The following is a 25904-nucleotide window of genomic DNA, read 5'->3' on the forward strand; positions in this document are numbered from 1 at the left end:
AAGGACGCCGAAGACATCTTTGCTCAGTAAAGACACATAGGAGAGGGGCGGATACTGTGCCGATCAAGAGCTACAAAAAATACATCTCGTTATTTACGTTTGTCGCGCCCGCTTTTATTTTGTACGCGATCTTCCTGCTGATTCCAACGCTCGGCGGAATGTTTTACAGCTTCACGGATTGGAATGGCTTGAATCGTGACTATGACTTTATTGGAATGGGCAACTTTATTGAAGCGCTCAGAGACGATCCCGATTTTGTCGGTTCGTTATTGTTCACCTTGAAGTATGTGCTGTTCATGGTTGTGCTGCAAAATGTATTTGCGCTGCTGCTGGCTGTATTTATTGAATCACGCCGCAAAAGCAAAGGTTTCTTCCGTACCATTTTCTTCATGCCCAACATGATAAGCACGATTATCAGCGCATTTATGTGGACATTTGTATTCGCGCAGGTGCTTCCTCAGCTGGCAGAAAAGACAGCGCTTACGTTTCTGGACCAAGCTTGGATCGGTGATCCAAAAGTAAGCTTCTTCTCGATTCTGACCGTTTCCCTCTGGAACGGCGTCGGCTATATGATGATCATTTATTTGGCTGGACTGCAAGGTGTGCCTCAAAGCTTGAAGGAAGCAGCTGTTATCGATGGAGCTACCGCTTTCCAAACGTTTCGCAATGTGACGCTGCCGATGATTTCACATGCGATTACAATCTGTTTCTTCCTTACGCTAAACGGCGCGTTTAAAGTGTTCGAGGTTGTATATGGCTTGACAGGCGGAGGACCAGGACGAAGCACGCAGGTTATTACGATGAACATTTACGAGGAAGCCTTCTCAAACAACTTCCGATATGGTTATGCCAGCGCAAAATCGGTCATTCTATTCGTGATTATTCTCATCTTCACATTTATCCAAATTCGTGTCATGAAAAAAAGAGAGGTGGAAGCATGAGACAGAATAAATCAACCTCCCTCCTTATTACCATTTTCCTGTCGATCGGGGCTGCAATCTCTTTTTTTCCGATTTACTTGGCGGTTATTAACTCATTTAAGACACAAGGTGAGATGTTCAAGTCGTTCGTCTCGCTGCCATCGAAGATTCAATTCGATAATTATGTAAATGCTTTTCATCAAATCAATCTGCTGGGCAGCACACTCAACTCGATCATTATTTCGGTGCTTGGCATCGGCGGCATCGTCTTTTGTGCTTCGCTTGCTGGCTATAAGCTGTCACGTACGAGCGGAAAGATAAGCAATTTGATTTTTTTCCTGTTTATCGCTTCCATGCTTGTGCCGTTTCATTCGATTATGATTCCATTGACTAGAATGGCCAAAGCCTTGTCTGTTCAAGGCAGTACGTATGGGCTTGCAATCATATATATTGGACTCGGCGTCAATATGGCGATCTTTCTGTATCATGGCTTCGTGAAGTCTATACCTAAGGAGCTGGAGGAGGCGGCGCAAATTGATGGCTGCAATGAATATCAAACGTTCTTTAAAATTATTTTCCCGCTGCTTGTGCCGATTACGGTGACGATAGCGATTTTAGATTTCCTCTGGATCTGGAATGATTTCCTGCTGCCGCTGCTCATGCTAACGGACGTAAGCAATTACACGCTTATCTTATCGACAAACACGCTGTTCGGTGAGTATAACAAAGAATGGTCGCTTATTTTGGCGGCGCTTGTACTGACTGCGATTCCAGTCATTATTATTTACTCCTTCTTCCAAAAGTTTATTATGCATGGGATTGCCGAGGGGGCTGTTAAAGGATGAATAAACTGTTATATGGCGTCGCTTATTATGACGAATATATGCCTTATGAGCGATTAGATGAGGATATTCGGATGATGAAGGAAGCAGGCATTAACGTGGTTCGAATTGCGGAATCGACATGGAGCACACATGAGCCGCAAAACGGCGTATTCGACTTCTCTTCCGTAGACAGAGTGCTGGATGCAATGTACAAAGCCGGAATCGCCGTCATTGTTGGCACACCAACCTATGCCGTGCCTGCTTGGATGGTCAAGGAGCACCCGGATGTACTTGCCGTAACCCCTCGCGGACCAGGTAAATACGGCGCTCGCCAAATTATGGATATTACAAATGCTGCTTATCTTTTCTATTCAGAGCGAATCATCCGCAAGCTCATTAGCCGTGTAAGCAAACATCCAGCCGTGATTGGCTATCAGACGGATAATGAAACGAAACATTATGACACGGCGGGGCCAAATGTTCAGCTGCAGTTCGTCAAATATATGAGGGATACTTATGAAACGCTCGACATCGTTAATCAGCTGTTTGGGCTTGATTATTGGAGCAATCGCATCAACAGCTGGGAGGAGTTCCCTTCCGTTGTCGGGACAATCAATGGCAGCTTAGGCGCGGAGTTCGCGAAGTTCCAGCGGAAGCTGGTAAATGATTTTTTGGCATGGCAGGTCTCTATCGTGAACGAATATAAGCAGCCGGGACAATTTGTAACTCAAAACTTTGATTTTGAATGGAGAGGCTACTCATTTGGTGTTCAGCCTTCCGTTGATCACTTCGCTGCTTCGGAGCCTTTTGATATTGCGGGCGTCGATATTTATCATCCTTCGCAGGATGATTTAACCGGCATCGAAATCTCGTTTGGCGGGGACATGACACGATCGCTCAAAAACGATAATTACTTAGTGCTCGAAACGCAGGCACAAGCCTTCCCGCATTGGACGCCGTATCCTGGGCAATTGCGCTTGCAGGCGTTTAGCCACCTTGCTTCCGGTGCGAACATGGTTGCGTATTGGCACTGGCATTCGATTCACAATTCGTTCGAAACGTATTGGAAGGGGCTGCTCAGTCATGATTTTCAGCCTAATCCTGTTTATAACGAAGCCAAAACGATCGGTGCGGATTTTGCTAGGCTGAGCGAGGAGCTTGCCAGCCTCCGCAAAAACAATCAAGTGGCTGTAATGGTCAGCAACGAGGCTTTATCTGCAATGGAATGGTTTAAGCTTCCAGATGGAAAAACCTACAATGATGTTGTTCGCGCACTTTATGACGAATTGTACAAGCTTAACGTCGAGGTCGATTTTATTCAGCCGACCTGCACCCATTTGGATAAATACAATATGATTGTCGTACCAGCGCTTTACGCTGCCCCTTCAGAGACTTTGGAGCGATTAAATGAATTCGTACGAAGCGGGGGACATGTGGTTTATACGTTCAAAAGCGGATTCGCCGACGAGGTCGTTAAGGTACGTACTTCACAGCAGCCCGGTATCATACAAGCAGCTTGCGGCATATCCTATAGCATGTTCGTAACGCCAAATCATGTCGGGTTAAAAGGGGCACTGATCGATCAGAGTAACGAGACGAAAGAGGTTGAAGCGTGGATGGAGCTTATCACGCCAACAACCGCTGAAGTGCTGGCTTATTATGATCATGCGCAGTGGGGTGAATATGCAGCGATTACAAGAAATAACTTTGGAAAAGGAACGGCTACCTATATAGGTTGCTTGCCTAGCCCTGCTGTTGTAAGACGTGTGCTATGCGGGGCTTTGCAGAATGCAGGTCTTTGGGGCGCAGAGCAAGAGCTTGTTTTTCCAATCATCGTGAAATCGGGCTTGAATACTAGCGGAAAGCATATACGATATTATTTCAACTACTCAAATGATGCCGTTACATTTGACTACAAGCATCAGGACGGTACTGAGCTGTTGAATGGTAGTAAAGTTACAAGTGGACAACAGCTGGAGCTCGCACCATGGGGCTTTCTCATCATATCAGCCTAAATAGTAGGAACCTTCCGATCACTTTTACTGTGATTTTGAAGGTTCTTTTGTACTTTGTAAGAGATTTAGGCGGGCTTCATGCTCTTGATCTTGACGCGACTTAATAACTTATGTATCATTACTTACGTAAAGTAACTAGGTCGGCGAACAAAATATGTACTCTTGCCTTGGATATAAATATAGGAAAGCGGTGTTTGACATCAACGAGAAAATACAACAAGTTGCTCAGCCTTCAAAGGAACGGGCAGATGTGTTCGAGTTTGGCATTTACACATTAGGTGATATAAGTACTGATCCTATCAGTAGAGTATCGCCGAATGCGAGAGAGCGTTTGAAGGAAATCGTCGCAGCTGCCAAGCTTGCAGATGAGGCGGGCATTGATGTATTTGGAGTGGGTGAGCATCATCGCTTGGACTTCGCTGTTACATCTCCACCTGTTCTGCTTGCTGCAATCGCGCAAGCGACGAAGCGGATTCGGTTAACTAGCGCAACGACGGTGCTTGGAACCTCAGATCCAGTTCGAGTATTCGAGGATTTCGCCACACTTGATTTGCTCTCGGATGGACGCGCGGAAATTATTGCGGGACGAGGAGCGTATATAGAATCATTTCCATTGTTTGGGTATGAGCTTGAGAGCTATAAGGAGCTCTTTCAGGAGAAGCTTAATCTGCTGCTTGCATTAAATGAAACCGAGCATATCACTTGGAATGGAAAATATAGAACGCCGCTGCTGAATGCTGAGATTGCACCTCGTCCAGATCAGGCGAAGCTGCCTGTATGGGTCGGTGTCGGCGGTACACCTCAGAGTGCGGAGCTCGCAGGAAGTCATGGCCTAGGAATGGCCCTTGCCATCCTTGGCGGAGATCCAGCTCGATTTAAACCGCTTGTAGACGTATATCGTGCTGCTGGTGTTCGCGCAGGCTATAAACAAGAAGAGCTAAAAGTAGCGATCACAAGCCATGGTTATATTGCCAACTCGACTGAGCAAGCGAAGGATGAATATTATCCTTATTATGCTCATTATGTAAGCCAGTTCATGGGAGGCAAGCAGAGGGGCGAGTCGATGGCACGCGAGCAATTCGAACAATTGGCAAGTCCAATCAATGCGCTGGCTGTAGGCAGCCCGGATCTTCTTGTTGAGAAAATATTAGCGCAGCATGAGCTCTTTGGTCATCAGCGCTACATGGCTCAGTTTGATATCGGCGGCATTCCGTTCTCGAAGGTAGCGGCTTCCATTGAGCTGCTGGCGACGAAGGTTGCGCCAATTGTGCGTAGAGAACTAAGCAAATAAAAGATTGCTAAGTCAGATTAATAGTGAATATGAAGACTGTTCAATGCCATGAAGTGGCGGCGGCAGTCTTTTTTTAATGTTATTGGATGTCCCATTTGGTTCATTATTTATTCGTGGTACGACTCATTTCGTTATTCAAATTGCTGGCAGCGAATACTATACTCGGTTTTATAGAACGATGTTCAAATACGGGAGGCGCTCACGATGGAGTTTTTAGATCTATTAACCAATCCGGACAATGTTGAAATGGAGTGGGAAGAGGGATGGGTTCGCGCGTCATTCCGTTCACGAGAATGGTATGCAGGCGAAACCGTCATTTCATTTGAAACGATGGCTAATCGTATGGCCGTTCGATTAAGTGCAGGCCAGACGCCAGTTAGGCGGCTTCATCTGAGATGGCAGCGAGAACTGGACAGCGGGGGCATTCGTGTTCTGGGTGACCAATGGGAACGAGGTTACGGTGATTTGGAATGGCGGGGGTTAGTTGCTGAGCGTGAAATGCCTTGGTATTTCCTGTTGTCAGAAGGGGGACGCACGCATGGTTATGGCGTAGAGACCGGTACAAGCTCCTTTTCTTATTGGCAAGCGGATGCAGGCGGAATTAGCCTGACGCTTGATATTCGCTGCGGTGAAGCGGGAGTGCTGCTTGGTGATCGAACGCTCGAGGCTGCGGTCATTGTAACGAGAGAAGGTGCGGAAGGCGAATCGGCATTCGGTGCGGCAACGGCTTTTTGCAGAATGATGTGCAAGCAGCCGATTCTGCCTTCACAGCCTGTGTATGGGGGAAACAACTGGTATTATGCCTATGGGAATAGCTCGACAGCTGAGATAATCGCAGATTCAGAGCGCGTGTCAGATTGGTCTTCTTCGGTCGATAACCGTCCGTTTATGGTCATTGATGACGGTTGGCAGCTCTGCAGCGGCGGGGGCAGCTGCAATGGTGGGCCTTGGGAACCCAATTATCAGTTTTCTGATATGCAGAAGCTGGCCAGCGATATGAAAGGAATCGGGGTTCGTCCCGGCATATGGTGCAGACCGCTATTAGTCGCAAACAGTGTGCCAAATCATTGGAGAAGATATGGTGGCCACAATGTGGGCAGCATCTATTTGGACCCAAGCGTTCCTGATGTGCTTGACTATGTAGGCAATGAAATTCGCAAGCTGCATGATTGGGGTTATGAACTGATTAAGCATGATTTTTCCACTTTCGATATTTTTGCCAAATGGGGCTTTGAAATGGGCGCATCAATGAGTAATCATGGTTTAGCTTTTGCTGATCGCACGAAGACGACGGCGGAAATTATTGTCGCTTTGTATAAGAAGATTGCAGAAGCTTCAGCGGACAGTTTAATTATTGGCTGTAATACAGTAGGGCACTTAGCAGCGGGCTTGGTTGAAATTCAGCGGACCGGTGACGATACTAGCGGTAAGGAGTGGGAGCGTACACGTAAAATGGGTGTCAACACGCTTGCTTTCCGCATGCCGCAGCATGACACTTTCTTTGCGGCTGATGCGGATTGTGTTGGCTTGACCGCCGATATCCCTTGGCATTTGAACAAGCAGTGGCTGGAGCTATTGTCCGAAAGCGGAACACCGCTGTTCATTTCCGCAGATCCAAAGGCGGTTGGCGCGGAACAGGAAGCAGCGATTCGCAAAGCGTTCGAACGAGCGTCTAAACCGCTGCCGCCGGCTGAACCGCTGGACTGGCTTGATGATCGCTGTCCGTCCCGTTGGCAGATAGCCGGAGAGGAGCGGCATTTCAATTGGTATGCTGAACGCGGCGTACAATTGAATGAGCGTCCTGAAGTTATTCTGAGGTAGCAGAGGGAACGGAGCTGGATAAATGACCAGCATGAGGCTCCACCTCAAGCGGCGTTAAATAGCTTATCGTTGATTTATGCTGTCTCCGATAGGCGCCAGGGGTTAATCCTGTCCATTTGGCGAACTGCCTAATAAAGCTTTGCACATTCTCGAATCCGATTCGGAATGCGATTTCTTCAAGAGGTATGTTTCGCATGACAAGCATATGCATGGCCTCCTGCTGTCTAATGATCGATAAATATTGACGAGGCGACATGCCGTACGCTTGTTGAAACAAACGGCCGGCATGTCTGCGGCTAATGCCTGTCTTGGCTGCGATGGTTTCAAGCCAGTTGCTCGTTGAGGAATCTGTACCGAGCTCATTGAAGGTGCTGATGAGCGCCTCAATTTCCCTCGCGATCCGATCAGCAAGCGGCTGCTCATTTGGTTCATTGATGGAGAGTAAGGCTTCGCTCTGCACGAACTCCTCCAAATGCACCAGCATTTCATTACAAAGCATAAAGACGCGGTGAGCAGAAGGATTCTGCTGCAAGCAGGAAATAAGTGCTTTTAGCAGCGGATTAAGACGTTCATTGAGCGGATGATCTCTCGCAAATAAATACTCTCCGCAAGCTCGAAAGGCGTAGAGCAGCTTGCTGTCCACATTTTGCAAATGAAGGACAAAACCGTGCATCGTCTGCTGATCGGGAACAATAAAGTCATGCAGCTTCATGGGAGGAATGAGAATAATATCACCTTCATGCTGCGTGAAGCTCTCGTTTCCAATACGAGCGATTTGATCGCCTGTTAGGACAATATTGATCTCCAGCATCCGATGATGCAGATGTAAATCGCATACAGGGCCTTGGCCGGCTTCGAACGTACGCATGCCGTATAGGATAAGCTGTTCTTTATAATTAGGAAATGATTGGTTGAGGGCAGGATTAAGATTGCTCATCATAGCTCCTTTGTAAACGGAATTATTCATACCTTTATTATCTCTCTTACCGCTCAACAATAGCAATCCAAAGACAACCGAGAGGAATGAGACTATCGTGAAAATCGTATTGATAGGCGGAGGAAGCTTCGTATTTGCGCCAACAGTACTCGAAGATATTATCGTAAAAGAGAGGCTTGCAGGCTGTGAGCTTGTCCTTGTTGATCCAAATCTGGATGCCGCTGAAGGGATGGCAGCAGCTGCAAGAGAAATAGCAAGGCAGCTAAAGGTAGACATGCTTGTGACTGCAACGGTAAACAGACGAGAAGCGCTATTAGGTGCGGACTTTGTTATCGTATCCGCCTCGGTTCAAGGTGCACGCCGTTGGCAAATCGATTTTGATATATTACATGCATTAGGGATGGCCGATCAAGCAAGGGAATGTGGAGGTATGGGGGGCTTGATGAATGCTTTCCGGTCCATTACGCTGATCATGGATATTTGCCGTGATATGGAGGAGTTGTGTCCGCAGGCGTGGATTCTGGATGTAACGAATCCAATGCCTCGTGTCGTAACGGCAGCAGCACGTTATTCATCGATTCGCATAGCTGGATTTTGCAATATTGCGTATCGGGGTGTTGAGGGCTACACATTTTTGCCAAAGCTGCTCGGCAAATCGGCCTCTGAGGTATCTATCGTAACTGCTGGACTTAATCACTTTGCATGGGTGATGGAAATAAAAGATAGCCACACGGGTGAGGACCTTCTGCCTAAGCTTATCCAATATATTGAAGAGGAGAACTGGTCTGATCAAGATGAAGAGACGCAGCGCGAGCTTCGTATCACTAAGCGATGGCTGCGCGAGTATGGGGCAGTCGCGGCTGGCCACGTCGATCATCATGCGGAATATCTTCCTTATCAAGAGGACATTCATTATACGACAGCACCTCCATATCATGGATCGCTCGAAGAACGCAGCAGACGCTTGGAAGAGCTGAAGCAGATTGGTGCAGGCAAAATGCATTATGATCGTTTATTTGACCATGGCAGCTGGGAGCATCCAGTAGCGCTTGCTCACGCGTTATATACAGGCAGCGACCTTCAGATTGATATTTTGAACGTTAAGAATGATGGCGCAATACCGGGTTTTCCTTCGGATCGAATCGTAGAAATACCAGTAACCGTATCAGGCGGCATGATTCATCCGGTAGAGGTTCCAGCTTTCCCAGAGCCGCTGCTTCAATTGTGCCGTGTTATTTCGGATGTTCATGAGCTTGTCGTTGAAGCAGCAGTGACGGGCAATGTCTCTATTGCGAAGAAAGCGATAGACGCTGATCCGGCTATTGAAAATAAAGAGGCTGCATATCGAGCTTTGGAGCAGATGCTCGAAAGCCATGCTGATTTACTGCCACAGTTTCATTCGTAATGTCTTCGCGAAATAAAACGATAGAAATGTTCAAAGGAGAGCTGCTTCTTAGAAAGAAGGCGGTTCTTCTTTTTATTGTTCTGGAACTTACATCCGATAAATGCGAATGCACATAGCCGCTGGGTGATGGAGATGGTACAATTATAGGAAAAAGATTTAAGGGAGAGACGCATGGAAGTTTCTAGACTAGATGAATTAAGACAAGCGATCGATCAAATCGATCACGACATCATTTCCTTGCTTGCAAGGCGGTTTCAATTAACGGAAGAAGTGGGTATGTACAAAGCAGCAAATCATCTCGCTGCACAAGACCTGAGCCGTGAAGCCAAACAATTTGATAAAATAAAGAAACTTGCGAGCAGCCATGATTTAAATCCAGAGACAGCAGCTTCTATTTATAGATGCTTAATGGATGTTGTTATTTCGCGGCATAAGGAAATTGAGCAGGTTTACGCGCTGAACAATCGTGATTAGCTGATATAGAAATACAATAGTAATCAACTACTGTGTGACGAAGAAAGGGATGGAAACGATGATTTTATATGAGAAGGAAGACGCATTCATATTGATTGCACAACATGATCATGCGAGAATATCCGGAGATCTTGTTTCTGCCTGGCAGAGCCAGTTATTCCATAGTGAGAAACGAAAAGATGAATTAGCTTACGCTGCATATGAGCATGACAGCAGCTGGATTGATTTGGACCGTATCCCGCTTTGGAATGATGCAGCAAATATGCCGTTTTCGTTCCGCGATTTTCCAGGCAACATTCGCTTTTTCTTCTATTCTAAAGGTTTGGATCATGTTCAGAAAACGAGCGAATATGCCGCTTTGCTTGGCAGTATTTTGTATACGACGCTTGCTGAACGGTTCAGAAATGAGGATACGATTACGTTTGTAGAACGTGAATTTGCAAGACAAAGCGCGATCATCGAGCGACTGCAGCTGGATGTTAGTTTGCTTCAGCTTCATGCGAAAGCGCTGCTGCTTTGTGATGAGCTGTCGCTGTTTGTATGTATGGAGCAGCCGGGAACGCCTCGAAATCAATATGAATGGTTTGCTAATGGGTTTCCCTATTGGTTCGATCGTACGGGACAAACCTCATTGATAGCGGATTGGAAGGATGAAACGACTATCCAATTGAATCCATTTCCTTTCGAACATGAGGTGGAGACTTCATTATCTTATAAAGAAGTAAGCAAGGCGGACATAGCTGTTTATGGGATCGCAGAAGCTTATCAGCGTGCAGAGCTGCTTGAGCATAAGATTCGTTTTCAGCAAGCGCTATAGGAATAGTCATCGCTAGAAAGAAGGATACCGCATACTTGCCGGTATCCTTCTTTTTTAATCCCTCGATACTTACTTAACAGGCCCCATTGAAGTGATTTCTAAATCTACCTTTACACGCACTTCTGCATTCGCAAATACTTCACCCCAATGATCCTCTACCTTGCAAAATTTCTCGTATTCCTTTGCTCTTGCATACACTCCAAGCCCTATGGGATCGATTTTATGTTTTTGCAGTTTCTCGATAATGCTCGTAAATTGCTCCTGCATGAGAACGGCAACCTGTTTTTCCAGCTTTTTATCATCCTTCTCTACATTGAAAGGGAATAGATGCTCGGAGAGACCGACCCTTGTCTTCACGTGGATATCAAACTTGAATTTATTGTTTTCATAGGTAGTTTTGATTTTTGTTTTTACTTTGGCGCCAGTTAGGCTCAAAATATTCGTTTCGAATGGCCCGTTAACAGGCTCACCGGGAATGGGATAGGACAAGCTGAAGCCTGGTGCCGCTTGTTTCTGCAAAATGCTTAGCAGGATCGTTTCTTGGGGGCCCAATGAAAGCTCATATTTGCCTTTCGGATTCAGCAAAGCGGAACCTTTCAGCCTAACCTGATTATTGACGATCTTCACTTCTGCAATGTAAGGCGTTAAGCCTTTATCATAAAACTGCCTGTGAAATTCTTGGGCGGTCGTCGCATACGTTTCCGATTTTATCGATTTGGTGTCGACCATGCCTCTGAGCAGAATAGGAAGCAGCGGCTGATCAGGAGGATTTAGTGAAAATACCTCATCTAAAGAGCCATCAACAGCAATAACTCTGTCGGTTACTGTGTTTCTTGCATCACGAAACAACACATCAAGCATTGGAAACCAATCCTCGTAACTCAGAAATTGTCTGCCAAGGAGAATCACTTGGTAATTTCGACCTTGGATGGAGCCGCTTGATTGCGAGTCTTGAATCGCTTTGGATTGCCGAAGCGAATTCGCGCTTCCTGACGTTTCTTGACTCTTTTTCTTTATGTTTTTGCTGAAAACAGGAGCGGAAGAATAAAAATGAAATTTCTCATTTTTATCTAGGTCCATGCCAAGAGCAAGCGGTGTTGCCGCATTTTCTAAATACAGCTGATCCCCGCAGGCGGATGCAGTAAGGCAAATCGTAATGAACAAGCAACATACAAAAAAGAGGCGCAGCTTCATAGATCAGCCCTCCGGTGTATTCGTTTGTAAATGACCATGTATATCAGCAGTAGACTAGGGAGTATATATTCCATCCCAAAACCAAACCAAGTAAGCCATAATTCAATTTGATCGCTTTGCTTGAATGAGGGGATGTGAATAAAAGTAGCTATCGCAAGAATAATGCACAAAATACGTAATGGGATACGATGGCTGCTTAGCCCGAAAACCTTGCTTATGCAAAAAGAGACGATATACATAGACGGAATCCAAACGAGTGAGAAGACGAACAAATAAAACGCGATGAAAGGCACCTCAATCCGTTCAATAAAGCGAAATTCAATTGTTTTGAGAATACTGATGATTGGATCATTATAAAGTGTGATTTCATGGGGACTGAAGTAAATGAAGCATATGATTGTAATAAATAGATGTACAGAAAGGGTAATTGTATTGGATATAAAAAGTGAAGAAGCAGCTTTATCCTTCTTAACTAAATAAGGATAAAATATAAAAACGGCAGCCAGCCCCAGGTTCGGATAAATCGTTGCTTTCACCGCCGACAAGACGGGCAGCCAACCTACTTTTAATATAGGCAGTAAATTGAGCCAATGAGCATATTTCAGTGTAAATAGATAAACAAAGGGCAACCAGCATGATATGACAGCTACTAGCTCAGCGTATCGTCCTAAGATGCGAGGACCGTTTATAGCGATTTTATAAGCGGGTATTAACAGCAGAATCATGAGTATGTAGGACTGTGTGTTTGGCAGGAGCCAAATTTTAATAATCAGGATGGTGCGCACAAGACCGTCATACATAAGGGTAAGGAAAAAAAAGGCCAACAATAGGGTAAATCCTTTGGCAAGCCATTTCCCCATCATTGCAGGCAGCGCATCAATTAATGTTTGATCAGAACAATGTCTCATCACCATAATAATGATATACCCGCATAGAAGACTGATGACATAACCAATTAGAATGGAAATCCAGCCATCCGTTCCTGCTATTTCTGCTAATTTCCTCGGCAAGGAAAGGACGGCAACACTAATCTGAATACCGGAAATAATAAAAATAAATTGCATCGAAGTTATCGTATTACCTTCGGTGTTCGTCAATATGCTCAATCCTCCTTCCGAGTGTTTGTTTGACGTTTTTCTTGAAGCGGGAGCGCGTTTTTTGGTCTCTTTTCCATCAGCCATAATGGTGCTCGAATTAGGGTGTCCTTCAAATCTGAGAAGCGGAGCGGAGCCAGTGGGCTTCCATATGGCATGCCTAGCGATTTAAGCGTTAATAAATGAGCGATCATCGTCATCAAACCAATAATGATCCCAACAAACCCAAACAGTGAAGATAAAATCATGAGCATGAAACGGATTAAACGAACGGCTGCAACCATATCGTAGTTTGGCAAAATAAATGAAGAAATGGCTGTAAATGCTACAACGATAACCATAACATTGCTTATTAAGCCAGCTTGAACGACAGCTTGTCCAATCACAATACCTCCAACGATGCCAACAGTTTGGCCAACGGGGGCAGGCAGCCGGACGCCAGCTTCACGGAGCATTTCCAATGTGATTTCCATTATAATGGCCTCCACAAAAGGTGGAAACGGTACTTGTCCACGTGATTCACCTAGGGTGAGCAGCAGCTTCATTGGAATGATCTCGATATGGAAGGAAACAACTGCGATATAAAAGGCAGGCAAAAATGTAGCTGTAATAAATGCAAACATTCGCAGCAGCCTCAAAAAGGTTGCAATGGACCAACGAGTACTATAATCGTCGATACTTTGGAAATAAGAGTAGAAGCTGACTGGAGCAACGAGTACGCTTGGCGAGCGATCAACGACAACGACACATCTTCCTTGCAAAATTTGCGATGCTGCAGAATCTGGCCGCTCAGTAAGAACGAATTGCGGGAAGAGTGAGTAGGGATTATCCTCGATCAGCTCTGCCAGCTCTCCCGTGTTTAAAATGACATCTACGTCAATCTTTTGAATGCGATCCTTAAGATCGTTTAACAATTGAGGATTCATTACATCCTCCAGGTAAATAATCGTTACGGAGGTCTGGCCGCGCCGGCCGACAATCAGCCGTTTCATTTTTAATTCGCGATTCGGGATATAACGTCTGATCATAGCGATATTTTGGCCGCTGGTTTCGACAAAGCCTTGATGGGCGCCTTTTAAGGAGGCTTCCATTTGTGGATCTTCGATTGCCCGCTGCGGCCAGCCGCTTGTGCCAAGCACATAGGCTGTCTCTCTGCCGCTCACGAATAATATGGATTTACCGTGCAGTATTGCGATCTCAATTTGGTACCAATCCGTTTCGGGTACGATTTGTCCAATGGTCATCATTAACTCATCACCGGGTTTTCCCCCGCTCGAATCTAGCTGCAAGGGACGAAGGACGTCACTATTAATTGCTGCTCCATCTGTCAGCCCATCGATGTAGATGAGCGCTGCTTGCTCAGTTGTTTGCTTGATCGTTAGATTCCTTATGACTAAATCGCTTGTATCCGAAAAAATCTCTTTTATACGTTCTATATTTACTTTCAGGTCTGAGCTGATAGGTTCTGTTTGATCCATTGTTTGCGTCCTCCCATCCTCGCTGCCGTCTTGATTGATACACCTATTTTGCCACGGTTTACCATAGCTATACGCATGCAAAATAAATACCCCCTTGCGAAAGAGCAAGGGGGCATAATTGATGTTATATGTTATTTTGCTTTACTGACGGCCTATGAGCCTGATTTGAACAACGTTGCAATCGAGCCGCCTTCGGTAATGATTTTAATGGCGGTTGCAAGGAGCGGGGACATCGGCAGTACGACAAATTTACTCGAATGCTCTTGACCGATACTGATCGTATCTGTAATAACGACCTCACGGATGTTCGGATGATCCAGCTTCTCAAGCGCATTGGCTGAGAACAGTCCATGTGTTGCGCATATGTAGGAATCATGCGCACCTTTTTTCTTAAGCGCCTCTACGACGTTTACAATTGTGCTGCCTGTATCAATTAAGTCTTCAATAATAATTGGTGTCATGTCTTCAACATCACCGATGATATGCGTGATTTCAGACTGATTATGAGCGGGACGATTTTTGATCATGATCGCAAATGGACAGTCAAGCAAGCCGGCAAGTTTCTCGGCTGTTGTAGCACGGCCCGCATCTGGCGATACGACAACAGGATTTTTGATGTTTTTGCTTCGCAAATAATCAATGATCAAATCAAGCGCCGTTAAATGATCGACTGGAATATCGAAGAAGCCTTGAATCGGATCAGCATGCAAATCGACGGTAATGATTCGGTTTGCTCCAACAGTAGTCAATACATCGGCTACCATCTTAGCGGAGATGGGCTCCCGCGGTGCCGATTTTCTTTCCTGACGTGCATAACCATAGTATGGCATAACGATATTAATGGTTTTCGCTGATGCTCGTTTGGCAGCGTCTATCATGACGAGTGTTTCGATTAAATGCTCATTAACGGGATGGGAAAGTGATTGGACGATGAATACGTCACAAGTACGAATAGGTTCTCCGTATGAAACATGAATCTCACCGCTTTGATGCCTTGATATTGCAACATTGCCTAGCGGGAGCTCAAGTTCTTTACATAACTCCTCAGCCAACTTCTGGTTCGAAGTGCCGGAGAAAATTTTAATCTTTTGCATGTGATCCTCCTAAATGGTAGCTACAAGATGCTACGTTAAACGACATTATTAGCTCAATCATAACAAACAAAACAAAAGAGGACAAATATTTGATGAAACGACTTTTCTATTGGAACAAATAATGAAAGGTGATAAAGTGGATCGAGGAAAAAGTACCACAGAAGGAGATGCCTTACTTGCTTGCTCAGAAAAAAATCCAAACTCAAAATCAATCCACTGGCATTAAACGGCTTTGGCTGATCCTCTTGCTTGGATCGCTCTCCGCGTTTGGGCCGTTGTCCCTTGACATGTATTTGCCGGCGCTGCCGCAGCTAACGGATGATTTCGTTACAAGCTCGTCCCTTGTTAGGCATCAGCTGGCGGAATATTGCTTATCATGATATTAATTGACGCGCCGCTCGCTGCGATTCTTGTGCCATTGTTTTTTGTTGTAGCAAGCGTTGGTATTATTTCGACGACCGGCTTCTCCTTAGCGATGCAAAAGCATGGCTATGCTGCAGGCAGCGCATCTGCATTGCTCGGGTTATTATCCTTTACATTTGGGGGCATGATTTCACCGCTCGTAGGTCTTGGAGGCAGCGCAAATGCGCTCCCTATGGGGATTTGGATAGCCATTGCAGAGCTGGGTGCTGTAGCCTGTTATGTTCTTTTGATCAAAAAGCCGTTTCGAAAGAGCTAATCCAAAGAGCCTGCCATCCAGCTTAAGCAGTACAAGCTGCTTTGGATCGGCTCTTTTTTTTGCTGTTCAGGAAGGTGTATAATGTGTGCTTAGAAGGAAGTGGAAGCATGTCCAGAGAAAAAAGAGCTTATGAGCTGGTCGCATTGAAGGAGATAGCAGAGACACTTAACAGCACAAACGACATGGATCAAATGCTGAATGATGTGCTTGCCAAGCTGCTTCAGGTTACAGGTTTTACTACGGGCTGGATATTTATGATTGACAATAAAAGTGAAAATCTTTGCACGGCTACACATAATTTGCCTCAAGGTTTAGCGGCAAACAATCAGGCGGTCATGTGCGGCGAGGTTTGCTGGTGCATTGAAAGCTTTAAGCAAAACAAGCTGGATCAAGCGGTAAATATTATAGAATGCTCAAGAATTACATATGCCATCACGAACAAGCTTGGTGATAATGAAGGTGTTACTCATCATGCGACGGTTCCGCTAAGAGCAGGAACGGATCAATTCGGGTTGTTAAATGTTGCTGAAGCTGGCAAGGATCGTTTTACTGAGGAGGAGCTTGCACTTCTGCAAGCCGTCGCTTATCAGATCGGAACGGCAATTAAGCGAATCCGCCTGTATCAGGTGCAGGAGCAGCACGCGATTCATTATGCGAAGCTTGGTGATGTTATTCAGAAAATAAACGCCATACAAGATATAAATCATCTTCCGCTGCAAGCGGTGAGCCATATAGGCGATACGTTCAACTGGCAGCATGTATCGTTATTTATGTATGAACAAGAGCAATTATCGCTTCGCGCACATTATACAGACAATCACGTCCGAAAAGAGTGGCTTTCGCTTGCCATCGATCAAGGCGGGATGGTTAGCAAAGCGTTTCATGAGAATCGTCTTGTCAAACAGTCCGAATGCGACAGCAATTCCTGCTCTTCCTTATCATCCATAGGGATACCACCGTTCTCATCAGCAGTCGCAATACCGCTTCGCATTCGCAGCCGCCCGATTGGCGTTCTGTTTGTAAGCAGTCAGTTAGGCAAGCAGTTTGATGATTACTTAGAGGACTTCATGTATTCGCTTGGGGATCATTTCACGTTAAGCGTAGAAAATTTGCGGGTATATGAGCAGCGGCGCGAGCTCGCGCGCATGGAAGAGCGAAATCGAATGGCTAGAGATTTGCATGATTCGGTTATTCAAAAGGTTTTCTCTTTATCCTTTCTAGCGAAGGGAGCCGAGACGGTGCTGGCAGGCAAAGAACCTGTCGTGGAACGATCATTACAAGAAATAAGACAGCTGTCACAGGAAGCGCTGAAGGAAATGAGAACGCTGATATGGCAGCTGCGGCCGGCAGGTCTTGAGCATGGGCTAATTACTGCGCTTAAGCAATATGGCAAGAGCATGGATTTAACCGTGTATGAAAAGGTGGAGGGCGTTCGCGAGCTTCCGCGTGCGATTGAAGAAGCCCTTTGGAGAATCGGGCAAGAGGCGCTTAATAATGTAAGGAAACATGCAGATACGAATACCGTTTATGTGCGGCTCATCAAAACAGAGTCTCGCGCCTGCTTGGAAATTTTGGATCGAGGCCGCGGGTTTTCGCAAGAGAAGCGTAAAGGAAAACTGACCATGGGAATGCTAACGATGCGGGAACGTGCAGAAACGCTTGGCGGAGAGCTAACGATAACGGGCGGAAAAGGGCAACCTACAATGGTAACAGCTGTTATACCGATTGCAACGGAAATGGAAATGTGGGAAGAGGAATGAGGAACTGTTTTGACGATAAAAATATTGCTCGTTGATGATCATCAAATTGTGTTGAAGGGAATTTCTTTTTTTCTAAGCATGCAGCCTGATTTTGAGCTGGTGGGTGAAGCGAATAACGGCAAGGAGGCGGTAGAAAAAGCTGCTGAACTTAAGCCTGATATCATACTGATGGATCTGAACATGCCGGTTATGGACGGGATCGAGGCGAGCAATTTAATCGCTAGGCAAAATCCGGATATTAAAGTGCTTGTGCTCACCAGCTTCTCGGATCGCAGTCATATCGTGCCTGCTCTACAATCCGGAGCTGCTGGGTATATGCTGAAGGATGTAGAACCTGATCAGCTTGCAGAAGCGATTCGCAGCGCCTATAAAGGAAATATTCAGCTGCATCCGGATATAGCGAGTGCGTTACTCGCTCAAGTATCGCCGCAGATTAGTTCGGTGAAAGGGCTGCCTATTCGTGAGTTAAGTGAACTATTAACTCCGAGAGAGCTGGAGGTGCTGCAATTGCTTACCAAAGGAATGAGCAACAAAGATATTGCGCACTCGCTCACTGTAGCGGAGAAAACAGTCAAAACGCATGTGAGCAGCATTTTAAGCAAATTGGATTTAACGGACCGAACGCAAGCTGCGTTATACGCGGTGCAGTTAATGCGAGAACCTGAATAACACGCTAACGTAAGACTATAGTCGTAAGACTAGCTCTCCGCCTTTGGCGGTTTTTTTATGTCGATTTTTCGGTCTATTTACCGATGATTGTTGCTCTAAAACTATATACAATTAAGGTACTTACAAAAAGTAAACAAACATCTTGGAGGGAAATATACAATGAGTACAGTATTATTTATTAAAGCAAACGATCGCGGAATCGAACAGGCAGTCAGCGTTAAGCTATATCAATCTTTTCTAGACAGCTTTAAAGCTAGCCATCCAGAAGACACAGTGGTTGAGCTTGATTTGTTCAATGAAAACTTGCCTTACATGAACGCTGATATGATTAACGGTAACTTCAAAGCAGCTCGCGGTTATGACCTTACACCTGAAGAGCAAGCAGCTGTRGCTGTTTCGGACAAATATATGAATCAATTTCTTGCAGCGGATAAAGTGGTATTTGCATTCCCGCTTTGGAACTTCACTGTTCCTGCAGTATTGCACACTTATATCGACTACCTTTCACAAGCTGGCAAAACGTTCAAATATACAGCTGAAGGCCCAGTTGGTCTGATCACTGATAAAAAAGTCGTATTGCTTACTGCTCGCGGCGGCATTTATTCCGAAGGCCCTGCAGCTTCGGTTGAAATGGCACATAACTTTATCCGCACAGTAATGGGCTTCTATGGTGTGACTAACCTAGAGAGCATCATCATTGAAGGTCACAACCAACTTCCTGACCAAGCAGAAGCTATTGTAGCAAAAGGTCTTGAGGAAGCAGCAGCATCAGCTGCTCGTTTCTAAATCAACCGTTTAAATGCGAAGGCAGCCGAATAATTTCGGCTGCCTTTTTGTATGTGGATAAATTCAAACCGTTAATAAAAATTTGCGGTGTGATACGTGATCGGGTACGATGGCGATAGGAAAGCATGGACGAAAAGTTGATAAATCAGAGCTAAAATAGGAAGAGGTATGATGTCTATGGACTTGAAAAAGCTGCGTTATTTTATCGCAGTAGCAGAAGAGCTGCATTTTAACCGTGCTGCCCAAAAACTGAATATGACTCAGCCTCCACTAAGCCAACAAATTCAAGTTCTTGAGGATGAGCTTGGTGTGAAACTTCTGGAACGAACCAAGAGACAGGTTCGACTTACGACAGCCGGTGCGATATTTTTGGAGGAATCGAGAAACATAGTTGCTCATTTGGAACGATCGATAAAGATGACACAACTTGCAAGTGAAGGGAAAATAGGCAATTTATCCATCGGGTTTGTGGATTCAGCAGCAGGCGGTATGATGGTCAATGTTCTAAAGAAATATCGAGAACGTTTCCCAGATGTACAGGTTACATTATCTGAAATGACATCTGCTGAGCAACTGAAAGCGCTGCATGATGGAGAAATTGATGTTGGATTCCATCGGTTGCTGGACCCTTCAAAACATATCACATCCAGACTGTTCACGAACGAATCACTAGTTGCTGTATTGCTCAAAACACATCCGTTAGCCGATCAACCAACCGTTTCACTGCATTCTTTGAGGGAAGAACCCTTTATCTTATCACCACATCATATGGGGGCTTCATTTCATGACCTGATTGTAGATTTTTGCAGGCAGCATGGATTTCAGCCCCGCATCGTGCAGGAAGCTGTTCAAATGTACACGATTGTAAATCTGGCAGCTGCAGGCATTGGCATCTCAATTGTTCCCTCTTCGGTTTCCGTATTTCAACGCAGTGATGTCGTATTTCGATCATTTGATGAGGATACACCGCGTGTTCCTCTTTATGCAATCTGGAAAACAGAGAAGAGTGAAACGGTTCTGACTCATTTTCTAAAAGTAGTGGAGGAAACAGCCGCTAACCAGACAAGCTGATTTGTGTGAACGCTCTAACCGGTTTTACTAGCATCAAACTGAGCAACGTCTTTTAATATGTTATTTATTTGCACTACGATCTCAGCATCTAGACTAACTCCTGCTGCTTTTACGTTTTCTAATACCTGCTCCGGCTTTGAGGCGCCAATGATAACGGAGGACACCTGCGGGTTTTGCAAAACCCACGCTACCGCGAGCTGTGGCAGCGTTAAGCTGCATTTTTGTGCAATCGGCCCTAGTTGTTCTATTGCCTGAAGGACTTCTTTATTCAACCATTGTCCTGCCAAACGTTTGAAAAACGGCGAACCAGCGGCCGTAGAAGCGCGCGAGCCTTCTGGTATAGGCTTGTCAGGAGCATACTTACCGGAAAGAATACCTTGCGCAAGTGGTGACCAGACAATCTGACCAATTCCTTCACGCTCGCAAGCGGGAATAACCTCGGCTTCAATAACCCGCCAAAGCATAGAATATTGGGGTTGACTCGCAACAAAAGGAACTTTCAGCTCCCTTGCCAAAGCCGATCCTTGCGTTATCTGATCTGCTGTCCACTCACTTACGCCGATATACAAAACTTTTCCTTGTCGAACCAAATCGGAAAACGCCACAAATGTCTCTTCAAGCGATACGGTCGTATCAAATCGGTGAGCGTAATAAATATCAATATAGTCCGTCTGTAATCTGCGAAGTGAAGCGTGGCAGGATTCCATAATATGCTTGCGTGATAACCCTCTATCGTTATGCCCGTTCCCTGTTGGATGAAAAACCTTCGTGCACAATTCAATACTTTCACGACGTATTCCCTTTAAACAATGACCTAAGACCGATTCCGCCCTCGTCTCCGAATAAGCATCAGCTGTATCGAAAGTTGAAATTCCAGCGTTTAGTGCAGCATTTACGCATGCTTGTGCGGTGTTGTCATCCACTTGTGCACCGTGGGTTATCCAGTTTCCGAGAGCCACTTCGCTTACTAATAAGCCGCTTTTACCTAGTTTCCTATAATTCATGTTTCATTCCTCCTTTCAATGTAAATCTGATTATAGCAACCTATATTTAATATTAAAAATATATAATAAACGCATTATTAAGTTGATTTATATATTAATAGGATCGAAGGACGAATGGTTCTATTGTTACTGGATATAAAAAAAGGTTGACTTGATAAGCGGATCAATGTTTTTATTATATAGACCGATCGTTATAATCGAGGAGTGAATCAATGTCGGAAAAACATAATACAAGGCATGCCATACTTGATACGGCAGCTAGGCTTTTTTTTACGCAGGGCTATCATGCGACGGGACTAAGCCAAATTATTAAAGAAAGTGATTGTCCGAAGGGATCTCTTTATTATTATTTCCCAAACGGCAAAGAAGAGCTTGCGCTGGAATGCATTAACTGCACGAAGGAGCTTGTGATTGAGAAATGGAGAAAGAAATTTGCCGATTATGAGGACCCTGCTGAAGCCGTTCAGGCTTTTGTATTTGATATGGCCGAAGATGCAGAGAAGTTTGATTATGCGGGTTATATGCCGTTTAGCTTCTGGATGGCAGTCGAAACCTCATCGATTAGCGAGAAGCTGAGAGCAGCTGGACAAGGTGTATTTGCAGCATGGCAGAACGTGATTTCTGAGAGGCTGGTTCAGCTTGGAATGGAAGAGACTAGAGCAGTTGAGGTTGGCGTCGTCACCGTTTCCTTATTGGAAGGTGCGCTTATTCTAACGCTGACGAATCGGGACAAGCAGCCGTTGTTATCCGCAGCGAAATGTTTGCCGTATATCATTAATAAATGTCCTTCTCTATGAGAAGTCATGAATAAATGCTAGATAGATAATAGGAGAGTGGAAGGCTTGCAAGCAACAATGACAGAATCGCAACAAAATACGGGGCAAAAATATAAAGTAATCCCCATTATGATTTCATTATTATTAAGCGGCTTTATCGGAATGTTTAGTGAAACGGCATTAAATGTGGCACTAAGCGATTTAATTCGCGTCTTTGATATCACGGCGCCAACGGTACAGTGGTTGACAACGGGATACTTGCTGACGCTGGGCATATTGGTTCCCGTATCGGGGCTGCTGCTTCAATGGTTCTCGACAAGGCAGCTATTCATAGCAGCACTTAGTTTCTCCGTACTAGGAACATTGGTAGCGGCGCTCGCACCAAGCTTTGAAGTTCTTATGGCTGCGCGTGTTATCCAAGCAGTTGGAACGGCGCTTTTGCTGCCGCTTATGTTTAACACAATTCTTATTATTTTCCCGGCTGAGAAGCGGGGAGCGGCAATGGGTGTAATTGGGCTTGTTATTATGGTTGCGCCTGCTGTAGGCCCGACGATTGCAGGACTCTTGATTGAAAACTTAAGCTGGCACTGGATTTTCTGGTTGTCGCTTCCGTTCCTAGTCATTGCACTATTATTCGGGATTATGTATATGCAAAATGTTTCTACCATAACAAAACCGAAAATTGATATTTTTTCTCTCGTATTCTCAACGCTAGGGTTCGGCGGTATTGTGTTTGCCTTTAGCAGCGCGGGTGAAGGTGAAGGCGGCTGGGGCAGTACAAAAGTGATTGCGACCATGATCGTTGGTATATTGTCCCTTGCGATTTTCGCTGTTCGTCAATTGACGATGAAGCAGCCGATGATGAATTTACGGGCGTTTAAGCATCCGATGTTTGTTGTAGGAACGTTAATGGTATTTATTTGTATGATGGTTATATTATCTTCTATGCTCGTTCTGCCTATGTATTTGATCAGTGGACTTGGTCTTAGTGCACTGACAGCTGGCCTTATTATGCTGCCAGGTGGACTTATTAACGGAATTATGTCTCCCATTATGGGCAGCCTGTTCGATAAGTTTGGTCCTAAGTGGCTTGTTATTCCAGGTCTTGTCATCGTTGCCGCTGCGCTATGGTTCTTCTCAGGCATAACGACAGCATCAACCATTACATTAATTATTGTCCTTCATTCATGCTTGATGATCGGTATTTCGATGGTATGGATGCCTGCACAAACAAACGGGCTCAACCAGCTGCCACGCGAGCTGTACCCGGATGGTACGGCGATTATGAATACACTGCAGCAGGTCGCTGGCGCTATCGGTACCGCAGTTGCAGTAAGTATTATGACCGCAGGAATGACCGGCTTTATGAAGGATGTGGCTGATCCTACAGATCCGGCCAATGCTCCGCTTGCGTTGACAGCAGGAATTCAGAACGCATTTATTTTCGCTATGATTGTTGCCATTATCGGTTTGATCGTTGCTTTCTTAATTAAACGGGTTCATGTGAGCAAACAGCATTAATAGATTTGAATACTAGAGACAGTCTATGGGAACATGGACTGTCTCTTTTTTGATAGAACGATTGACTGTGAGAACAATTATCAATTACAATGATTGAAAATATGCTATAGACAAGCATTTGCAATACTAAAGGCGGGTCAATCCATGAAAAAGATTTTACTTATTGAGGATGAAAGAAATTTAGCGCGTTTTATTGAGCTTGAACTGCGTCATGAATCGTTTGAGACAGTTGTTTCTTATGATGGCAATAGTGGTTTGGAGCGCGCCTTGCGAGAAGAATGGGATGTTATTTTATTGGATCTAATGCTGCCTGGCATGGACGGACTTGAGGTTTGCAGGCGTATTCGGGAATCAAAAGCAACACCTATTCTTATGCTGACAGCGAGGGACAGCGTTACAGACCGAGTATCTGGCCTTGACAGCGGGGCGGACGATTATATCCCGAAACCGTTTGCGATTGAAGAGCTGCTTGCACGTCTACGCGTTGTATTTAGGCGACAGGATATGATTGCATCTGATCATCGTTCTATTTTGTCTTCTGGTGAGTTAACTGTAGATTTAGACGCTAGAATCGTTAGCAGAGGCGAACAAATCATAGAGTTGACTAAGCGGGAATACGGATTGCTGCTTGCTTTCATGCAAAATCCGAACCGTGTCTTCTCACGGGAAACGCTGCTTGATACCGTATGGGGTTACGATGCGGCTGTCGATACGAATGTTGTTGATGTATATGTGAGATATTTGCGCAATAAGATTGATGTCCCCGGAGGAACGAGCTGCATTCAAACGCTGCGCGGTATTGGGTATGTGATGAAAAAATGAATAATTTGCGCGTAAGTTTCTCACGAATACCGATCAAGTGGAAGCTGACATTATGGTCGGCGCTGCTGTTATTTCTTTTATTTGCTGCATACAATGCCGTTCAATATATGTTTGTAGAGAAGTGGATGAATAAACAAGCAGAGACGAACACACAGGAAGACATGCGGGAAATATTGAACTATTTATTGGAAAAGGAGTTCACTTTCGAGCAATCGGAGTTGAATTCAATACGAAGCTTTCTTGAAAAAGTAAATGGTAAAAATCAGCTAATACGCGTGCTTGATGAAGATGGAGCACCGATTATGATTGTCTCTGATAATCTAACAGAGCAGTGGTTAGATGCTTATCCATCTTCGAGTTTAGCTGCCAAAGGGTCGTGGTTCCTTGACCAAAACCTGCTGCTTATGCGGAGCCCTTTAACGATCTTCTCGTTTAACGGAACAATCGAAATTGTGAAAAACATCGAGGATTTTGAGAAGCTTAGTTCAGCTTTTTTTCGAATTATGTTAATTTGCTGTGTCGGTGCCATTGTTATAAGCGGCATCGGCGGAGGATTGCTGGCGCGTCAGCTGCTTAAGCCGCTTCAAGCGATGAATGTTGCCATGACCGGCGTAAAGCAGAAAGGCTTACAAGAAAGGGTTCAGCTAAACGAAAATAAAAATGATGAAATTGCAACGCTCATGAAGCTGTTTAATGAAATGATGGATCAGCTTGAGCGCTCGTTCGGGCAACAGAAACAATTTGTAGAGGATGCTTCTCATGAGCTAAGAACACCAATTGCCATCATTGAAGGGCATCTCGCACTGCTGCAGCGCTGGGGAAAGGATGACCCTGCAGTTCTGGAAGAGTCTTTGCAAGCTTCGTCGCAGGAAATAGCTCGGCTGAAAGGACTTGTACAGGAGCTGCTCGCATTGTCTCGTGCGGAGAAAGAGCCCGCTTACGGGAATGAGATGAGCAGCCATTCGAAGCAGAACATGGAACAGCTTATTAGAAATATAGAGGTGCTTCATCCGGAGTTCACTTTTCATGCTGATTTGAGTCTTTTGTCAGACGTAGATCTATTTGTGTCTGAGCAGCATTTGGAGCAAATTATGCTCATCTTACTTGATAATGCAGTCAACTATTCGGGAGAAAGCCGAAGAATAGAGCTTTGCTGCTTGCTAGGAGAAACGGATGCTGTCATTCAAGTCACAGATTTTGGCATTGGCATATCTGATCAGGATTTACCGCTCGTTATGAATCGTTTTTACCGCGCAGACCGTTCGAGGAGCGGCACAAGCGGCGGTCATGGACTCGGGCTGGCGATTGCGAACCGTTTGGTGCAACGATATGACGGTAGTTTGCTCATTGAAAGTAAACTTCATCAAGGTACCACCGTTTCAGCTGTTTTTAAACGAGTTACCCGAAAATGAATGTCGGGTAGCTTTTTTTTATTTTCACAGCATTTTCTCA

The 25904-nt window shown here is 45.1% G+C and carries 23 protein-coding genes and 1 pseudogene; 18 read left to right on the forward strand and 6 right to left on the reverse strand.

What is annotated here, in order from left to right; all coding sequences use genetic code 11:
* The first annotated feature begins 56 nt into the window (after positions 1–56).
* From AC1DM9_RS05190 to AC1DM9_RS05210, 5 genes are all read left to right on the forward strand, one after another.
* The gene (locus tag AC1DM9_RS05190; protein ID WP_339203747.1) at positions 57–941 is read left to right on the forward strand and encodes a carbohydrate ABC transporter permease; all 885 of its coding nucleotides are present in this window, start codon (positions 57–59) and stop codon (positions 939–941) included.
* On the forward strand, positions 938–1765 hold the full coding sequence (locus AC1DM9_RS05195; protein ID WP_076266656.1) for a carbohydrate ABC transporter permease: 828 nt from the start codon (positions 938–940) through the stop codon (positions 1763–1765). The genes AC1DM9_RS05190 and AC1DM9_RS05195 overlap by 4 nt, the downstream gene beginning before the upstream one ends.
* Positions 1762–3759: a beta-galactosidase gene (locus AC1DM9_RS05200; protein ID WP_477578918.1), complete on the forward strand. Its 1998-nt coding sequence runs from the start codon at positions 1762–1764 to the stop codon at positions 3757–3759. Before AC1DM9_RS05195 ends, AC1DM9_RS05200 begins: the two co-directional genes overlap by 4 nt.
* Before the next feature lie 199 nt (positions 3760–3958).
* Entirely contained in the window at positions 3959–5050 is a 1092-nt protein-coding gene (locus tag AC1DM9_RS05205; protein WP_477579305.1) for an LLM class flavin-dependent oxidoreductase, read from the forward strand.
* Between the two features lie 204 nt (positions 5051–5254).
* A complete protein-coding gene (locus AC1DM9_RS05210) occupies positions 5255–6871 on the forward strand; it encodes an alpha-amylase family protein (protein WP_477578920.1) in 1617 nt (538 codons plus the stop codon).
* Here the strand turns inward: AC1DM9_RS05210 and AC1DM9_RS05215 are convergent.
* On the reverse strand, positions 6858–7838 hold the full coding sequence (locus AC1DM9_RS05215; protein WP_441881714.1) for a helix-turn-helix domain-containing protein: 981 nt from the start codon (positions 7836–7838) through the stop codon (positions 6858–6860). The genes AC1DM9_RS05210 and AC1DM9_RS05215 overlap by 14 nt on opposite strands.
* A 67-nt stretch (positions 7839–7905) precedes the next feature.
* Between AC1DM9_RS05215 and AC1DM9_RS05220 the strand changes: the two genes are divergently transcribed.
* The 3 genes from AC1DM9_RS05220 (at position 7906) to AC1DM9_RS05230 (ending at position 10504) form a co-directional block, all read left to right on the forward strand.
* Positions 7906–9213 carry a family 4 glycosyl hydrolase gene (locus AC1DM9_RS05220; RefSeq protein WP_477578921.1) on the forward strand — a complete coding sequence of 436 codons (1308 nt, stop codon included), beginning with the start codon at positions 7906–7908 and terminating at the stop codon, positions 9211–9213.
* A gap of 171 nt (positions 9214–9384) precedes the next feature.
* Positions 9385–9687, forward strand: coding sequence for a chorismate mutase (locus AC1DM9_RS05225; protein ID WP_441881708.1), 303 nt, complete (start codon positions 9385–9387; stop codon positions 9685–9687).
* 34 nt (positions 9688–9721) lie between these two features.
* Complete coding sequence (locus AC1DM9_RS05230) at positions 9722–10504, forward strand: DUF3891 family protein (RefSeq protein ID WP_441881705.1); 783 nt, start codon at positions 9722–9724, stop codon at positions 10502–10504.
* A gap of 69 nt (positions 10505–10573) precedes the next feature.
* On the opposite strand, the gene AC1DM9_RS05235 is transcribed toward AC1DM9_RS05230, so the two are convergent.
* The 4 genes from AC1DM9_RS05235 to AC1DM9_RS05250 all read right to left on the reverse strand — a co-directional run bounded on the left by AC1DM9_RS05235 (position 10574) and on the right by AC1DM9_RS05250 (position 15364).
* A complete protein-coding gene (locus AC1DM9_RS05235; RefSeq protein WP_477549965.1) occupies positions 10574–11698 on the reverse strand; it encodes a Ger(x)C family spore germination protein in 1125 nt (374 codons plus the stop codon).
* Positions 11695–12795 (reverse strand): GerAB/ArcD/ProY family transporter, encoded by a 1101-nt coding sequence (locus AC1DM9_RS05240; RefSeq protein ID WP_477549966.1) that lies wholly within the window; start codon positions 12793–12795, stop codon positions 11695–11697. The genes AC1DM9_RS05235 and AC1DM9_RS05240 overlap by 4 nt, the downstream gene beginning before the upstream one ends.
* Before the next feature lie 5 nt (positions 12796–12800).
* The gene (locus AC1DM9_RS05245) at positions 12801–14270 is read right to left on the reverse strand and encodes a spore germination protein (protein ID WP_477511723.1); all 1470 of its coding nucleotides are present in this window, start codon (positions 14268–14270) and stop codon (positions 12801–12803) included.
* A gap of 152 nt (positions 14271–14422) precedes the next feature.
* Positions 14423–15364: a ribose-phosphate diphosphokinase gene (locus AC1DM9_RS05250; RefSeq protein WP_076266664.1), complete on the reverse strand. Its 942-nt coding sequence runs from the start codon at positions 15362–15364 to the stop codon at positions 14423–14425.
* A gap of 128 nt (positions 15365–15492) precedes the next feature.
* On the opposite strand from AC1DM9_RS05250, the gene AC1DM9_RS05255 reads away from it, so the two are divergent.
* The 6 genes and pseudogenes from AC1DM9_RS05255 to AC1DM9_RS05280 all read left to right on the forward strand — a co-directional run bounded on the left by AC1DM9_RS05255 (position 15493) and on the right by AC1DM9_RS05280 (position 20329).
* Entirely contained in the window at positions 15493–15744 is a 252-nt protein-coding gene (locus tag AC1DM9_RS05255) for a hypothetical protein (protein ID WP_441881693.1), read from the forward strand.
* A pseudogene (locus AC1DM9_RS05260) lies at positions 15714–16043 on the forward strand (MFS transporter); the annotation flags it as partial. The gene AC1DM9_RS05255 and the pseudogene AC1DM9_RS05260, both read left to right, overlap by 31 nt.
* 107 nt (positions 16044–16150) lie before the next feature.
* Entirely contained in the window at positions 16151–17803 is a 1653-nt protein-coding gene (locus AC1DM9_RS05265) for a GAF domain-containing sensor histidine kinase (RefSeq protein WP_477549968.1), read from the forward strand.
* Positions 17804–17812: 9 nt separating this feature from the next.
* Positions 17813–18472: a response regulator gene (locus AC1DM9_RS05270; RefSeq protein ID WP_477549969.1), complete on the forward strand. Its 660-nt coding sequence runs from the start codon at positions 17813–17815 to the stop codon at positions 18470–18472.
* A 159-nt stretch (positions 18473–18631) separates the two neighbouring features.
* Positions 18632–19258 (forward strand): FMN-dependent NADH-azoreductase, encoded by a 627-nt coding sequence (locus AC1DM9_RS05275; RefSeq protein WP_076266669.1) that lies wholly within the window; start codon positions 18632–18634, stop codon positions 19256–19258.
* Positions 19259–19435: 177 nt separating this feature from the next.
* Positions 19436–20329 carry a LysR substrate-binding domain-containing protein gene (locus tag AC1DM9_RS05280; RefSeq protein ID WP_477578922.1) on the forward strand — a complete coding sequence of 298 codons (894 nt, stop codon included), beginning with the start codon at positions 19436–19438 and terminating at the stop codon, positions 20327–20329.
* Positions 20330–20343: 14 nt separating this feature from the next.
* Here the strand turns inward: AC1DM9_RS05280 and AC1DM9_RS05285 are convergent, their stop codons facing one another.
* Entirely contained in the window at positions 20344–21333 is a 990-nt protein-coding gene (locus tag AC1DM9_RS05285) for an aldo/keto reductase family protein (RefSeq protein ID WP_441881681.1), read from the reverse strand.
* A 212-nt stretch (positions 21334–21545) separates the two neighbouring features.
* Here AC1DM9_RS05285 and AC1DM9_RS05290 point away from each other — a divergent pair, with 212 nt between their 5' ends.
* From AC1DM9_RS05290 to AC1DM9_RS05305, 4 genes are all read left to right on the forward strand, one after another.
* The gene (locus AC1DM9_RS05290) at positions 21546–22130 is read left to right on the forward strand and encodes a TetR/AcrR family transcriptional regulator (protein WP_441881678.1); all 585 of its coding nucleotides are present in this window, start codon (positions 21546–21548) and stop codon (positions 22128–22130) included.
* Positions 22131–22187: 57 nt separating this feature from the next.
* The gene (locus tag AC1DM9_RS05295) at positions 22188–23630 is read left to right on the forward strand and encodes a DHA2 family efflux MFS transporter permease subunit (RefSeq protein ID WP_477579307.1); all 1443 of its coding nucleotides are present in this window, start codon (positions 22188–22190) and stop codon (positions 23628–23630) included.
* A 144-nt stretch (positions 23631–23774) separates the two neighbouring features.
* On the forward strand, positions 23775–24452 hold the full coding sequence (locus AC1DM9_RS05300; protein WP_477511729.1) for a response regulator transcription factor: 678 nt from the start codon (positions 23775–23777) through the stop codon (positions 24450–24452).
* Positions 24449–25864, forward strand: a complete 1416-nt coding sequence (locus AC1DM9_RS05305) for an ATP-binding protein (RefSeq protein ID WP_477578925.1) — start codon at positions 24449–24451, stop codon at positions 25862–25864. The genes AC1DM9_RS05300 and AC1DM9_RS05305 overlap by 4 nt, the downstream gene beginning before the upstream one ends.
* Positions 25865–25904 lie beyond the last annotated feature (40 nt).

The organism is Paenibacillus sp. 01T431 (genome assembly GCF_056398625.1).

Coding starts and splice junctions, on each gene's coding strand:
- AC1DM9_RS05290 (WP_441881678.1), top strand. CDS start 21,546: ATGTCGGAAAAACATAATACAAGGCATGCCATACTTGATACGGCAGCT.
- AC1DM9_RS05215 (WP_441881714.1), bottom strand. CDS start 7,838: ATGAATAATTCCGTTTACAAAGGAGCTATGATGAGCAATCTTAATCCT.
- AC1DM9_RS05210 (WP_477578920.1), top strand. CDS start 5,255: ATGGAGTTTTTAGATCTATTAACCAATCCGGACAATGTTGAAATGGAG.
- AC1DM9_RS05300 (WP_477511729.1), top strand. CDS start 23,775: ATGAAAAAGATTTTACTTATTGAGGATGAAAGAAATTTAGCGCGTTTT.
- AC1DM9_RS05200 (WP_477578918.1), top strand. CDS start 1,762: ATGAATAAACTGTTATATGGCGTCGCTTATTATGACGAATATATGCCT.
- AC1DM9_RS05250 (WP_076266664.1), bottom strand. CDS start 15,364: ATGCAAAAGATTAAAATTTTCTCCGGCACTTCGAACCAGAAGTTGGCT.
- AC1DM9_RS05295 (WP_477579307.1), top strand. CDS start 22,188: ATGACAGAATCGCAACAAAATACGGGGCAAAAATATAAAGTAATCCCC.
- AC1DM9_RS05225 (WP_441881708.1), top strand. CDS start 9,385: ATGGAAGTTTCTAGACTAGATGAATTAAGACAAGCGATCGATCAAATC.
- AC1DM9_RS05285 (WP_441881681.1), bottom strand. CDS start 21,333: ATGAATTATAGGAAACTAGGTAAAAGCGGCTTATTAGTAAGCGAAGTG.
- AC1DM9_RS05305 (WP_477578925.1), top strand. CDS start 24,449: ATGAATAATTTGCGCGTAAGTTTCTCACGAATACCGATCAAGTGGAAG.
- AC1DM9_RS05265 (WP_477549968.1), top strand. CDS start 16,151: ATGTCCAGAGAAAAAAGAGCTTATGAGCTGGTCGCATTGAAGGAGATA.
- AC1DM9_RS05195 (WP_076266656.1), top strand. CDS start 938: ATGAGACAGAATAAATCAACCTCCCTCCTTATTACCATTTTCCTGTCG.
- AC1DM9_RS05280 (WP_477578922.1), top strand. CDS start 19,436: ATGGACTTGAAAAAGCTGCGTTATTTTATCGCAGTAGCAGAAGAGCTG.
- AC1DM9_RS05235 (WP_477549965.1), bottom strand. CDS start 11,698: ATGAAGCTGCGCCTCTTTTTTGTATGTTGCTTGTTCATTACGATTTGC.
- AC1DM9_RS05245 (WP_477511723.1), bottom strand. CDS start 14,270: ATGGATCAAACAGAACCTATCAGCTCAGACCTGAAAGTAAATATAGAA.